Genomic DNA, 14,148 nt, shown 5'->3' with positions numbered 1-14,148 from the left:
CTTACGCCTGATTCAATCGATTTGTCGCTTACACCGACAGGGCAGTTTATGCACCGTTATCACGCACTTGCAACAAGGTAATTGGGCAAACGAAAAATTTGCGGAACCTTCATATTCGACAGGCCCAAGGGACTTGATTTCAATCGGTTTTCCCGATCTGATAGGCCGAATAAAGCTTAAACGAAAAGCCGCGCCGGTTTGTTCCGGAGCGGCTTTTTGTTGGTGGTAAATGCGTGCTGTAACTACTGGGTCAGCAGGGTCTTGTCGGCCGCCGCATTCTGACCAATGGCCTGGAACGCGGAGATAAGGTCGTTCATGCTTTCTGCCTGGAAATAGTAGGCGCTACCGCTGGCGCAGGTACTAAGCAAGGTTTTCCCGGCGGCTGGTGCCATGAAGGCGATCGAATAGATCTTGATCCCGGCATTCTTGGCATTGGTGCAGGTCGTCAGCGTATTTGTATCGGATGTAGACTTGTTATTTTCACCATCCGTCATGAAGACGATGTATTTCGTGAGCTTTGTATTGCCAGCATCCGACTGAATTTTCGACTCAGAGCCCGCGCCCGTCGATTTAAGGCCGTTGTAGGCCTGCAGCATCGGGGCTGCCGATTCCGTGTTGCCGCCAGCCGACATAGTATTGATGACTTCCGTCCTCGTCTTGGACGTGCCCCAATTGAAATTATTATAGTCCTGGACGGTCCCGCTCCATGCGATGGCGTTGGTGCGAACGTATTTAGATTGCGGATCGGCCTTGTCTAGCTGATCGAGAAGAAGATTGGCGGCCGTTTTCAGTGCGTCGATCTTCTTGACGTAACACGGGCTCTTCGTCCCGATCGACTGACCGCTGCTATTATATTGCTGGCAGCTCGTAGTCGGAACGATTTTGGTGCCGGTATTGGCGAGCATGGAGCCGGATTCGTCGAGCACGAGTGTGAGAGAAACGGCACTGCGCTCTTGGTTGATGCCGCTACTTGTCGTGCTTGCCGCCGCGATCGTCGACGTCTTGAATCCCAGGACGTTCATGAAAGGTGTAAGGCTCAGCGGATAAGACGCGTTGACCGCGATTTTGTAGCTTTTGCCGTTTGACGAGGTAGTCGTGTCAATGTTTACGGTCGTAGATGACTTAATGGCGCTGATAGTTGCTGCATCGACGTAATTTGCCATCTGGCCAGTGACGAAGTCCTTGGCCAAGGCCTTCGCCTGATCATCGGTCGTGACCTTTCCGGCAGCAAGTGCGGTGGCCGTTGCAAGAGCTCCTGCGTCGGCGGCTTCCTGGAGTTGACGCTGCGAAGCGATGATGTTCATCGTGTCGATTGCGAACCCGGCTGTACCAATTAGCAAAGGCAGCAGGATGGCTGTAATGATGCCGAAATTGCCGCCTCGGTCGTGCCGCAGCCGATCAAAATGCGAATGCAGGGTGTTCATCATGCCCACCGATCCAAAGGAACCTAACTAGGCGCCATTCATGGATCGGATTAATCTAATGGGTGCTAAACCCTGTATCTAAAATTGTAGGCAACCGGCCGTTTTTTCCTATTTCGGGATTATTTCAGCGGAATTACATCTACCGCCTGCACGGAACGCTGGCTTCCGTAGCTTTTGAGTACACCAATTACGGGAGCGACGTCGGCATAGTCGCGGCCGTAGGCGACGACGATATGGTCGGTTCCGGCGGGGATATTGTTGGTGGGGTCGAGCTCGATCCAGCCGGCCGTCTCGCCGCACCAGACGCGCACCCATGCATGCATGGCATCGGCCCCCTCCAGCCGTTCCTTGCCCGGTGGCGGGATGGTGCGCAGGAAGCCGGAAACGTAGCCGGCGGGAATGCCGAGGCTGCGCAATGCAAGGATCATGATATGAGTGAAATCCTGGCAGACTCCGCGCTTCAGCTTGAAGGCTTCCAGCGGCGTCGTCTCGACACTCGTCGCTTCCGAATCGTAGGTGAAATCCTCGTTGATGCGGGCACAAAGCGCATAGGCGATCTGTATCACCGTCAGCGAAGGCTGGATACAGGTCCTTGCGTACTCACTGATGATCTTGGTTTCGGTCAGGCGCGGGCTGTCGCCAAGGAAATGGTGGGGCGATCCCGGATCGAGTGACCAGATTCCGGCGACGTCCTCCGGGAGCTCGGCCAGCAGCGGCGAGAAGTCCGCCGATATGGCTTGGCTTTCGACCTGCACACGGGCCTGCATGCGGATATCGAGCGTTTCATGTGGCGAGCGCAGCAGGAAGGATGTGGCCGGATGTTCGAAGAAGTCGACGAAATGGGACTGTTCGTCCGGCTGCGGCGAAATGCTGATCGAGCCTGCGACAAGGCGCTGGCGGTTCGGCAGCGAGAGCGGCATGAGGCGCATGATGTGGCGCGCGCCAGATGCCGGCGTGTCGTAGGCATAGCCCATATGCAAAGTGAGATCGTAGAGCACGGCCGTCATCCGAGATAGGTCTGCGCCAGGAGGTCGGAGAGGTGTTCCAACTCATGCTCCAGCCGGTGATAGACATCGCCGCTCATCGTTTCCGGCGTCATGACGGCGAGGCCGGAATGCAGGCGCATCGCCTCGCGATAGAAAGGCGACATCTGGCCGTTGATGAAGGCATTCGGCAGCTGTTCGACCTCGCGATGGATCTCGTTCATCTGGAAGAGGATCGAGCGCGGGTTGAGCGGATCGAGCGCCAGGAGGTCGGTCACCGTCAGCCGCGCGGTGTTCACATTGTAGCGGCGGCGGTGGGTCATGACGCTATCACCGATTTCGAGCAGCATATCGAGCGCGCCATCGGGTGCTTCCGGGCCGGACATGTGACCGAGAAGACGCGTCATGTGCAACCCGCGCTCGATGTATCGGCCGAGCGAGAGGAAACGCCAGCCGGTGAAGCGGTACATGTTTTCGTGCACGAGACCGGCGAAGCCCGCAAGTTTTCGCAGCAGGATGGTCATCGCATGGCTGGCGTCGTCGCCTGATGTAATCGTGGTATGGAAACGGCGGGCGGTCTTGGCGAGATCGTTCAGGGCCAGCCATCCGTCGGGCGAGAAGCGGTCGCGGATATTGCTCGCCGAATAGACGGCGCTATCGATATTGCGCAGCAGCGATTCCGGCACCGGTTCGGCCGTGTCGATATCGACCGCGGCCAGATATTCGGTGACGTCTGCCAGCAGCGGCTGGTTCGGGTCGGCGGCCTCGGCGTAACGCGCATGCCAGGCGCGCAGGATGCGCAGCGCCCCTTCTGCGCGCTCGATATAGCGGCCCAGCCAGAAGAGGTTGTCGGCCGCGCGGCTCGGCAGGCTCCCCGGCATGTTGCGGGTGAAGCTGCCTTCGGCGGGCAGGAGAGTGTGGCGCTCGACCGGCTTGTCGCTGACGATCCAGACGTCGGCGGCCGCGCCGCCGGACTGCATGGCGATGGCGGCGGCATCGTCTCCCGAGCCGATGCGGGCAAAGCCGCCGGGCATGATCTGCCAGCCGGCGGCGGTGCGCGCGGCGAAGACGCGCAATGACATCGGCCGGGGGGTCAGCTTGCCGTTGACCCAGGCGGGGGTTGTGGAGAGGGTAACGACTTCCTGACCAACAAGTTTTGCGCCGTCGCTCGCCAACCAGCCCGAAATCGAATCCCTGGCCGTGGCGCGAAGCGACGAGCCGAGAACGGATTCGCCGCCGTCATCGAAGAAGGGTGCGCGGGAATAGGCAGGGCCGATCACCATCTTCTCGATATTGGCAGCCACATGGTCGCGCTCATCCTTTTGGCCGCACCACCATGTGGCAATGGACGGCAGGCGAAGATCTTCGCCCAGCAGCGCACGACAGACGGCGGGCATGAAGGCAAGCAAGGCACGCGTCTCAAGAACGCCGGTGCCGAGCGCATTGACGATGGTGACGGTTTCGGCGCGTAGCGCTTCGACAAGGCCAGGCGTGCCGATATGCGAATTCTGGTTCAATTCCAGGGGATCGGCGTAGGCGGAATCGAGACGACGCCAGAGTACGCCGATCGGCTTCAGGCCGGCGACAGTGCGGACCATGACGCGACCGTTGACGACGGTCAGATCCTCGCCTTCAAGCAGCATGAAACCGAGGTAGCGAGCGATATAGGCATGCTCGTAGTAGGTTTCGTTGGCCGGGCCGGGGGTCAGAACCGCGATGCGGTCGTCGCCCGAATGTTTCATCGTCTGCAGGGCGTCGCGGAAAGCACCGAAGAAAGAGGCGAGGCGGTGAACCGGCGTTTCAGCATAGACGTCGGAAAAGGATCGGGTGGTCGCCACCCGGTTTTCGAGTGCGAATCCCGCGCCCGAGGGAGCTTGCGTGCGGTCGGCGAGCACCCACCAGTTGCCATCGGGTCCGCGGCCGATCTCGAAAGCGCAGAAATGCAGATAGTGCCCGGTTGCCGGCTTCACGCCGACCAGAGGCCGCTGGAATTCAGGGTTGGCGGCGATGAGGGCTGGGGGAACAATGCCCTCCTCAACAAGCCTGTTGTCGCCATAGATATCGGCGACCATCGCTTCGAGCAGATCGGCGCGCTGTACGAGGCCTGCCGAAAGCACCTGCCATTCGCGCTCGTCGATCAGCACCGGGATGTGGGAGAGCGGCCAGGCGCGCTCGCCGCTGCCCTTGGCGCCGTAAGCCCGATAGAAGACGCCGGCATCGCGCAGGTAACGGTCGGCGCGGGCGAAGCGCTCGGTCAGATCCTTTTCCGGCATAAGGTTCAGATGGGAGAGGAAACGCTGCCAGACGGGGCGGATGGCACCGTTGTTGTCCACCATCTCGTCGGCAATGCCGGGTAGAGGAGCATAGTCGAAGACCGCATCCGCGCCGGCGCGTTCTTCGATCTCGTCCCTCAGTTCCAGTGCAGGCTTCTTGCCCATCAGACCCAGTTTCTTCAAATTCCAGCGGGCCGCCTCAGATCCAGCGTCAGCGGGAATTCAGGCGAAACCGTTTCGGCGCGTGGAATATAACCACCCGCTGTATGTCCCCACGGTTCGAAACGGGCAAGCCGTCGTGCTTCCGCCTCGTTGCCGTTGACCGGGAAGGTTTCATAATTCCGACCACCCGGATGGGCAACGTGATAGATGCAGCCGCCGATCGAACGTTTCGACCATGTATCATAAATATCAAAAGTCAAAGGCGTATTCACCGGCAGTACAGGGTGCAGGCCGGAAGCCGGCTGCCAGGCCTTGAAACGCACGCCGGCGACGGACACGCCCGATGTGCCCGTCGGCGTCAATGGTACGATTCGGCCATTGCAGGTGACGGAGTAGCGCGAGGCGTTGTTCGTTTCGAGCCGAACCTGAAGGCGCTCGACGGAGCTGTCGACGTAGCGGACGGTGCCGCCCGGCGCGCCTTCCTCGCCCATGACGTGCCAGGGCTCCAGCGCCTGGCGCAGTTCCAGCTTCGACCCCTCGTATTCGACCTCGCCGCAGAAAGGAAAGCGGAATTCAAGCTGCGCTTTGAACCATTCGGGGCTGAGGTCGAAGCCGTTTTCGCGCAAGTCCGCGAGCACGTCGAGGAAATCAGTCCAGACGAAGTGCGGCAGCATGAAACGGTCGTGCAGGGTCGTACCCCAACGGACGAACTTGCCGTCGGCGGGGTTCGTCCAAAAGCGGGCAATCAGCGCGCGCACCAGCAATTGCTGGGCAAGCGACATACGTGCGTTCGGCGGCATCTCAAAGCCGCGGAACTCGATGAGGCCGAGCCGCCCGGTCGGGCCATCCGGCGAGAAGAGCTTGTCGATACAGATCTCTGCACGGTGGGTATTGCCGGTGACATCGGTCAAAAGATTTCGGAACAGTCGGTCGACAAGCCAGGGCAGCGGCAGTTGACCGCGACCCGGCGCTCCGACCTGCGCCATGGCGATCTCCAGCTCATAGAGACTGTCGTGGCGGGCCTCGTCAATGCGCGGCGCCTGGCTGGTCGGACCGATGAACATGCCGGAAAACAGGTAGGAGAGCGAGGGATGGCGCTGCCAGTGGAGAATGATGCTCTTCAGCAGGTCCGGGCGGCGCAGGAAGGGGCTGTTGTTTGGATTGGCGGCGCCGACGACGACGTGGTTGCCGCCGCCGGTGCCGGTGTGGCGACCATCGATCATGAACTTGTCGGCGCCGAGCCGGGTGGCCCGCGCTTCCTCGTAGATCGCCGTGGTGATGTCGACGCAATCCTGCCAGTTGGAAGCCGGGTGGATGTTGACTTCGATGACGCCTGGATCGGGGGCGACACGGATGACGTTGATGCGCTCGTCCTGCGGCGGCGGGTAGCCTTCGATGTGAACGGGAAGCTTGAGTTCGGCAGCCGCGTTTTCGGCAGCCGCGATCAGCTCCAGATAATCCTCGATGCGCTCGACTGGCGGCATGAAGACGCAGAGCCGGCCTTCGCGCGGTTCGACCGACAAGGCAGTGCGCACGGCGCCGCCTATGTCGCCAAGGGTCTGTTCGACACGGACGGCGTGGCTTTCGTCCGTCTGGAACGATGCTTCTGGCATGGCTCGGCCGGCGGGCACGAAGACGTCAGGCAATGGCGGGCGCGGTATCGACGGATCTGCGGGGTGGATATAAGGATAGCGCGCCGGCGGGACATAGGGCAGCGTGCCGAGCGGCAGGCGATAGCCGATCGGGCTGTCGCCCGGTACAAGAAAGATCTTTCCGCGGCGCGTGCGCCATTTTTCGCTGACCCAGGTCCGGCTTGCGGCGGCCCTGGCATTCCATACCTGAACGGGAAGGACATAACCCGTCGGCACGGTGAGGCCGCGGGCGAAGACGCGGGCAATGCGGCTGCGCTCCTCGGGGTCCTTCAGCTTCGAATTCGACGGATCAACGTTTTCGGGAAGGCTGCCTTCCTTGATGATCCAGTCTGCAGGATCCTCATAGGCCGGCTGCACCATATCGGGCTTGATTGCCAGTTCCCTGGCAATCACCGTCAGGAGCTTTTCCGCATCCTCGGCCTTGACGCCGGTATCCTTGCCTTCAGCGGCGATCAGATCGAGGTTCTGCCAGATCGGTTTGCCGTCGCGGCGCCAGTAGAGAGAGAAGGTCCAGCGCGGCAGGCTCTCGCCGGGATACCATTTACCCTGGCCGTAATGCAGGAAGCCGCCGGGAGCGAAACGCTCCTGCAGCCTGCGGATCAGGCTGTCGGCCTTTTCGCGCTTGGTCGGTCCGACTGCGGCGGTGTTCCATTCGTCGGATTGAAAATCGTCGATGGAGACGAAAGTCGGCTCGCCGCCCATCGTCAGGCGCACATCCTCGGCTTCGAGAACGCGGTCGACCTTCTCGCCGAGCTGATTGAGCTCGTCCCAGCTCTCATCGGAGAAAGGTTTGGTGATGCGCGGATGCTCGGCGACGCGGGAAACCTTCATGTCGAAGGCGAATTCGGTTTCGGCCTCGCCGAAATAGCCGCCGGAGATCGGGGCGGCATTGCTGTAATGCGGTGTGGCTGCGAGCGGAATGTGGCTTTCGCCGGTCAGCAGGCCGGAGGTCGGATCGAGACCGACCCAACCGGCGCCGGGCAGATAGACCTCCGCCCAGGCATGCAGATCAGTGAAATCGACCTCAGTACCGGAAGGGCCATCGAGCGCTTTCAGGTCCGGTGCCAACTGGATGAGATAGCCGGAGACGAAGCGGGCGGCGAGCCCGAGATGGCGCAGAATCTGCACAAGCAGCCAGCTGGTGTCGCGGCAGGATCCCTTGGCTGTTTCCAGCGTCTCCTCCGGCGTCTGGACGCCGGCTTCCATACGGATCACATAACCGATCTGCCGCTGCAGACGGGCATTGAGGCCCACGATCATGTCCACCGTCGGCTGATCGGGCGACCAGTCGAGCGTCGGCAGCAGTGCCTTCAGGCGCGGGCCAGCCGGCTCCGGCATCATGTAGATCGAGAGATCTTCACGGAGCGATTCCGGGTAGTTGAAGGGCCACTTTGTCGCTTCTTCTTCGACGAAGAAGTCGAAGGGATTGTAGACCGTCATGTCCGCGACGAGATCGACTTCGATCTTGAATTCGCTCACGGGGTCGGGGAAGACGAAGCGGGCGAGATAATTGCCGTAAGGGTCCTGCTGCAGGTTAACGAAATGGTTCGACGGCGTGACCTTCAGAGAATGGCTCAAGACCCGCGTTTTCGAATGCGAGGCTGGCTTGAGGCGGATGATCTGTGGGCCGAGGCGGACCGGTTTGTCATACTGATAATGGGTCAGATGATAGATGCTGGCTTTGATTGACATATTGCTCTTTTATCCGCTTGCCGTTGATCGGCTTAGCTGTTCCCAAAATCAGTGTGTGCAATGCAGCGAAAGAATGCAAGGCGGAAAGGTTAACGCGGTGACCGCTTTCAGGCCGCCCGGTTGAATGTCACGGAAGCTTTGAGGCCCCTGCCGCCGCGGCCTGGTATCAGCACGAGTCTCGCATTGAAAAGATTGGCGATTTCCTCGACGATCGGCAGGCCGAGACCGGCACCCGGCGCACCGGATTCATTGCCGCGGGAGAAGCGCTTCCGGACCGCTTCCAGCTTTTCCGGCAGAATGCCGGGGCCGTTATCCTCGACTTCCAGCCTGACCGTTTCCGCATCCTCCATGATACGGACAGTCACTTCCGCGCCCTTACCAGCATAGGCGATGGCATTGCCGGCGAGATTACGCAGCAATTCGCCGATCAGCAGCGGTTCGGCGCGGATCATCGCGGGGCCATCACCCTCGAACCCGAGATCGATGCCGGCTTCAGCAGCCCGTGGGATCTGCTCACCGGTGATCTCCTGGGCGATGGCGGTGAGATCGATGGCCGAGACCGTCAACGCTTCCTTGGCGGTCGCGGCGTCGATCTTGGCCATCAGCAGAAGCTGGGCAAGGATGCGCTCGGCATGGGCCACGGCCTGATCGCCCTTGAGTGCGGCGTGCTGCGCTTCATCGAGAGAGCCGGCACGGGCCGAAAGGGCAAGTTGTGTGCGGATGATCGTCAGAGGCGTGCGGAGCTGATGGCTGGCATTGCCGGTGAAATTGCGCAGCGCATCGAGGGCCGATTGCAGGCGCACCATGAAGGAGTTGACGGTATCGACGAGCGGCTGCACCTCGCTCGGCACGGATTGTTCGATCGGATGCAGATCGTCGGGGCTGCGTTCGCCGATGGCATCGCCAAGTTTGTAGAGCGGTCGCAGCGCGACAGTCACAGAAATCCAGACAATGACGGCTGCACCGGCAATCATCACCGCGAGGCGCAATGCCGAGCGGACGAGAATCGCCTGCGCAAGTTGACGGCGGGCAATGGTGGTTTCGGCGACAGTGACAACGAAAGGGACGGAGCGGATGCCAGTCGAGGCGGAGCGCCCCAAGGTCGCGACGCGGATCGGCTCGCCGCGGAAGACGTCGTCGGCGAAGGCGGCCGTACCGCCCTGTGTTTCGTTCAATAGGGGAAGAGCCTGATAGCCGGTTATGAATGTTCCGGGCGGGCCATCGACGCGATAAAAGACGCGGTCTTGCGCTGCCGAGGTCAGCATTTCCAGCGCGACATAGGGAATGTCCACTTCGAGCGTGCCGTCTTCGGCGACGACGACACGTTCGGCGATTGCCAGTGCGGAACCGGCGAGCACGCGGTCGGAAACGATATTCGATGTCTGCACCGCCTCGCGCCAGGTATCGGCAAGCGCTAGCGTGCCGATGACGGCAGTCGAGACAAGCAGCCAGAAAAGCAGTCGGCGCCGGAGCGAATAGCCTGCCGTCATGAGGCCTCGGGCAATTTGTCGAGATAATAGCCGATGCCGCGGGCAGTCTTGACCGTCAGGCCATGCGGCGAAAGCCTTTTTCTCAGGCGACTGACATATTGCTCGATGGCATTGGCCGAAATGTCGTCGTCGAAAGCGGTCAATGATTGCATGATCGCTTCCTTGGCGACGACCTTGCCGGCGCGCATGAAAAGGATTTCCAGGAGGCCGAGCTCGCGGGCGGGAATATCGAGCGGTGTGGCGCCGGCAGAAAAGGCGCGGGAGTTGAGGTCGAGCGAGATTGCCCCGAAACTGACAGTCGAGGAATGCAGCCCGGCCTGGCGACGCAGGAGCACGCGGACGCGCGCCTCGAATTCGGCGATATCGAAGGGCTTGATGAGGTAGTCATCGGCACCGAGATCCAGGCCCTTCACACGTTCCTCCGGCGAGCCGCGGGCCGTCAGGATGAGCACGGCAGCCCGGTTGCCGCGGGCGCGCATGGCGCGCAATACATCGAGCCCGTCCATCTCCGGCAGGTTCAGATCGAGTATGACGAGATCGAAATTTTCTGCTGCGATGACGGCGTTGGCCGAGGCTCCGTCATGGACGACATCCACCGCATGGCCCGTGCCGCGCAAGATCGCCGACAGGCCGTCGGCCAGTGCGATATTGTCTTCGGTGAGCAGGATGCGCAACGGATGTTTCCCTCGATTTTTTCGGGGAGTTTATCAGGGATGGCATCCGGATGTCACAGCGATTCTGGGACTTGGTGAATGGAGGATGGCAAGGGGTATTCGCTCGCGCACCATGCGTCGCTCCGGTGGCGACGCGAAGGCGGCCGTGATAAGGTTACGGCAAAGCCTGGGGGGCCTGAAAATGACAGATATGTCCATTGCGCTCGCGGAAAGCCCCGAGGACCTTGACGCCGCGCGCCAACTTAGCCGCATGTTCCGGCAATGGCTTTACGACAATTACCCGGCCGAGCGGCCAGTGATCGATCTCTACTACAACCCCGCACGGTTCGAGGCGCTGCTTGCCGATCTGCCTGATATCCATGCAAGGCCTCACGGTGCAATATTCCTGGCACGGCTTGACGGAGAGGTCGTCGGTTGCGTGATGCAGCACGAGATTGCGCCGGGCATTTCGGAGATGAAGCGGCTCTTCGTTTCCGAGGCGGCACGCGGCAGCGGCGCGGCGCTGGCGCTCTGCGAAGCTTCCCTTGCACAGGCCAAGGAGGATGGCTACCGAATGATGCGGCTCGATACCGGACACCGGCAGATCGCCGCGCAGAAGCTATATCGCCGCCTGGGTTTTCGCGAGCGAGACGCCTATTACGAAATCCCTGATGGTCTGAAGCCGATCCTGATGTTCTTCGAGCGCGAACTTTGAGGTCTGGCTGCAGCGACTATTGGAGGCCGACCCTTGTCTGGCCTGTACAGCTCGGGCATTCTTGCGCGATGAGGAGCCTTTTCATTCTGTTCTTGTGCCTGGTGCCCGGTCTTGCCGCCGCGGAACAGGTCTTCTACCCGGCGAAATCAGGCAATGCCGATGCGCCGGTGCTGACGGTCTATTCGTCACTTGACGAACCGCTCGCGCAGCCGATGATCCGCGGCTTTCAGGAGGCCAATCCGGATGTGGCGGTCAAATATGAGGACATGCTGACGGGGGACATCTACGACCGGATCGTCAGGGAGACGGATGCCGGCCACAAGACGGCGGACTTCGCCTTCTCTTCTGCCATGGACCTGCAGGTGAAGCTTTCGAACGACGGCTATGCGCAGGTGAGCAATCTGCCGATGAGTGCACAGTGGCCGAAATGGGCGAACTGGCGCAATACGGCTTATGCGCTGACCTTCGAGCCGGCCGTCTTCGTCTATCATAAGCCCAGCTTTGCCCATGAAACGGTGCCGAGCTCGCGTGCGGAATTAGTCGATTATCTGAAGCGCAAGGGCAACGATGTCCATGGGCGGATCGGCACCTATGACATCGAGCGTTCCGGCGTCGGCTTTTTGTTTATGGCGCGAGATCAGGAACAGTTCGGCGATATCTGGTCGGTGATCGGCGCGATGGGGGCGGCGGGCGTAAAACTATATTCCACCAGCTCGGCGATCCTCGAGCGCGTGGCGGATGGGCGCTTCGTGCTCGGCTATAATATCCTCGGCTCCTATGCAGCCGACTGGGCCTCGCGTCACCCCGACGTCGGCATCGTGTTGCCGAAGGACTACACCGTCGTGATGTCGCGGATCGGCCTGGTGCCGCAAGCTGCCGCCGAGCCCGAACTCGGTCGTCGCTACCTTGCCTTCTTCATGTCGAAGGAAGGCCAGACGATCATGGCCCGCGAACTGCAGATCCCGGCCGTCAGCCCGGAAGTGGCGGGCGAGAATACTGCCAATACGTTGCAGGAACTTCTCGGTGCACAGTTGCGCCCTGTACCGGTCAGCCCCGGCCTGATGGTCTATCTCGATCAGGTGAAGCGGGCGCGGCTGATTGCGCATTGGAATGAGGTGCTGCGCACGCAGTAAAACCTCGCTCGTCAATGCTGCAGTTCAGCAGCGAATTCCAAGTCGAAAACGTATAAAGGGCGAGGTTTACCTCTGGCGTGCCCCGCCCTTCCGAATTGATCCCGCGACAGCGTCAATCAGCCTTTGTGGATCACCACTTCCAGATATTCAGCCGGCACGACCATTGTGCCATCCTTGGCGCGGTTGAAGTTGGCGACGAGCGCCAGGAAATCCTCCTCAAGGGCTACTTGCCTGGCTGTGACGAGCGGTAGTCGAATTACGGCAAAAAGTGTCTTGCCGCACTGGATATCCCGCCGATGTCAGCTAAATGACAGCTTCATATGATGGCTTGGGCTACTTCCTCTCCGTGGAGGCGGAGAGTTGAAGAATTTCCGGGGGGACTTCCGCTCGCTATCAGGACAATTGCGTCCACCGATCGGTGATCTCTCCTCGTTTTCAAAAATAGCAGTGGCGGTCCGCTCAGCCGCAGCACGGAGGACACATCGTGAAGCACACTTTCATCGCAACCCTTTTGGCAGCGGCCATCGCGTTGCCGGCCTATGCAGCCGATTACACAATCATCGCACCGGCAGCGCCCGGCGGCGGCTGGGACCAGACGGCCCGCTCGCTGCAGACGGTGCTGCAGCAGGAAGGCATTTCCAAGAGCGTTCAAGTTCAGAACGTACCGGGTGCCGGAGGTTCTATCGGTCTTGCCCAGTTCAGCAGCCAGAGTGCCGGCAATCCGAACGCTCTCATTGTCGGTGGCTACGTCATGGTCGGCGCCCTGTTGACCAACAAGTCAGTCGTCACGCTGAAGGACGTCACCCCGATCGCCCGTTTGACCGGCGAGTATGAAGCCATTGTCGTTCCGGCCGCGTCCGACATCAAGACGCTTGCCGATCTCGTCACAAAGCTGAAGGCTGATCCGGGCGCCGTTTCCTGGGGTGGCGGTTCTGCCGGGGGCACGGACCATATCGCGGTCGGCCTGATCGCCAAGGCGTCCGGTGTCGATCCGACGAAGATCAACTATGTCGCCTTCTCCGGTGGTGGTGAAGCACTCGCCGCTATCCTCGGCGGTCAGGTCACGGCCGGCATTTCGAGCTACAGCGAGTTCGAATCGCAGGTCAAGGCCGGCACGTTGCGCCTGCTCGGCGTTTCCAGCGATGCCCGCATTGCCGGCGTCGACGCTCCGACCTTCAAGGAAGCCGGTACCGACGTTTCCATCCAGAACTGGCGCATGGTCGCTGCCGCTCCGGGCCTGACCGATGAAGAAGTCGCCTCGATAGCGGCCGACTTCGACAAGCTGCACAAGTCTGCCGCGTGGCAGGAAACCTTGAAGACCAAGGGCTGGGCCGATACCTACCTCGCAGGGGACGAGTTCAAGGCGCAGCTCGAAAAGGATGTCTCCGCTACCGAAGGCATTCTCAAAGATATCGGTCTCGTTCAATGAGCGAAGCCGATACCTCATCGGCAACGAAGCGCCGCCCCGATTGGGCGGCGCTGATCATTGCCCCCTTCCTCATCGTGGTCGCTGCTGCGGTCTTCTGGGATGCCTCGCATCTGAAGACGATCGCGCAATATGATCGCATCGGCCCGTCGACCGTCCCGCAGCTTGTCGCCCTCGGCCTGTTCTGTCTTGGCATATGGACGGCGATCGAAGCCTGGCGCGGCGATTTTCCGGAACGCGAGCATCAGGAAGTGGCGCCCGTTATCTGGATTATCGCGGGCCTCGCCGGGCAGATGCTGCTCCTGCGCACCGCCGGCTTCTCGATTGCGACCGGCGTGCTCTTTGCGCTGACCGCACGCGGTTTCGGCAAGCGCCAGATCTGGATCTCGTTGCCCATCGGCATCATCATGAGCTTCATCGTCTGGGCGATCTTCTCGCAGTTGCTGCAGCTGACGCTGCCGGCCGGCCCGCTCGAACATCTGTTCTTCTGACAGCGTCCGCCTTGCGCCTTGCGCTTTCAGTTTTTTGCTTTTTGCGCGGACGGT

Annotated in this window: 10 protein-coding genes; 4 read left to right on the top strand and 6 right to left on the bottom strand. The window is 60.9% G+C overall.

Annotated elements, in window-relative coordinates:
- Positions 1-242 precede the first annotated feature (242 nt).
- The 6 genes from ACK9YZ_RS17835 to ACK9YZ_RS17810 form a co-directional block, all read right to left on the bottom strand.
- On the bottom strand, positions 243-1,427 hold the full coding sequence (locus ACK9YZ_RS17835) for a vWA domain-containing protein (protein WP_416064695.1): 1,185 nt from the start codon (positions 1,425-1,427) through the stop codon (positions 243-245).
- A gap of 116 nt (positions 1,428-1,543) precedes the next feature.
- Positions 1,544-2,431 (bottom strand): transglutaminase family protein, encoded by an 888-nt coding sequence (locus ACK9YZ_RS17830; protein WP_416064694.1) that lies wholly within the window; start codon positions 2,429-2,431, stop codon positions 1,544-1,546.
- Positions 2,428-4,845, bottom strand: a complete 2,418-nt coding sequence (locus tag ACK9YZ_RS17825) for a circularly permuted type 2 ATP-grasp protein (RefSeq protein WP_416064693.1) — start codon at positions 4,843-4,845, stop codon at positions 2,428-2,430. Before ACK9YZ_RS17825 ends, ACK9YZ_RS17830 begins: the two co-directional genes overlap by 4 nt.
- Positions 4,846-4,859: 14 nt before the next feature.
- Entirely contained in the window at positions 4,860-8,186 is a 3,327-nt protein-coding gene (locus tag ACK9YZ_RS17820) for a DUF2126 domain-containing protein (RefSeq protein ID WP_416064692.1), read from the bottom strand.
- Positions 8,187-8,293: 107 nt separating this feature from the next.
- A complete protein-coding gene (locus ACK9YZ_RS17815) occupies positions 8,294-9,676 on the bottom strand; it encodes a sensor histidine kinase N-terminal domain-containing protein (protein ID WP_416064691.1) in 1,383 nt (460 codons plus the stop codon).
- Positions 9,673-10,350, bottom strand: coding sequence for a response regulator transcription factor (locus ACK9YZ_RS17810; RefSeq protein WP_216755912.1), 678 nt, complete (start codon positions 10,348-10,350; stop codon positions 9,673-9,675). The genes ACK9YZ_RS17815 and ACK9YZ_RS17810 overlap by 4 nt, the downstream gene beginning before the upstream one ends.
- 181 nt (positions 10,351-10,531) lie before the next feature.
- On the opposite strand from ACK9YZ_RS17810, the gene ACK9YZ_RS17805 reads away from it, so the two are divergent.
- The 4 genes from ACK9YZ_RS17805 (at position 10,532) to ACK9YZ_RS17790 (ending at position 14,094) form a co-directional block, all read left to right on the top strand.
- Entirely contained in the window at positions 10,532-11,044 is a 513-nt protein-coding gene (locus ACK9YZ_RS17805) for a GNAT family N-acetyltransferase (RefSeq protein WP_416064690.1), read from the top strand.
- A 68-nt stretch (positions 11,045-11,112) separates the two neighbouring features.
- A complete protein-coding gene (locus ACK9YZ_RS17800; RefSeq protein WP_216755910.1) occupies positions 11,113-12,177 on the top strand; it encodes an ABC transporter substrate-binding protein in 1,065 nt (354 codons plus the stop codon).
- A gap of 484 nt (positions 12,178-12,661) precedes the next feature.
- The gene (locus ACK9YZ_RS17795; protein ID WP_037103547.1) at positions 12,662-13,606 is read left to right on the top strand and encodes a Bug family tripartite tricarboxylate transporter substrate binding protein; all 945 of its coding nucleotides are present in this window, start codon (positions 12,662-12,664) and stop codon (positions 13,604-13,606) included.
- Positions 13,603-14,094 carry a tripartite tricarboxylate transporter TctB family protein gene (locus ACK9YZ_RS17790; RefSeq protein WP_216755908.1) on the top strand — a complete coding sequence of 164 codons (492 nt, stop codon included), beginning with the start codon at positions 13,603-13,605 and terminating at the stop codon, positions 14,092-14,094. Before ACK9YZ_RS17795 ends, ACK9YZ_RS17790 begins: the two co-directional genes overlap by 4 nt.
- Positions 14,095-14,148: the final 54 nt, after the last annotated feature.

It is taken from the genome of Rhizobium sp. ZK1 (assembly GCF_047782645.1).
Taxonomy (GTDB): domain Bacteria; phylum Pseudomonadota; class Alphaproteobacteria; order Rhizobiales; family Rhizobiaceae; genus Rhizobium.
This window is presented reverse-complemented; position numbering and strand designations above follow the sequence as displayed.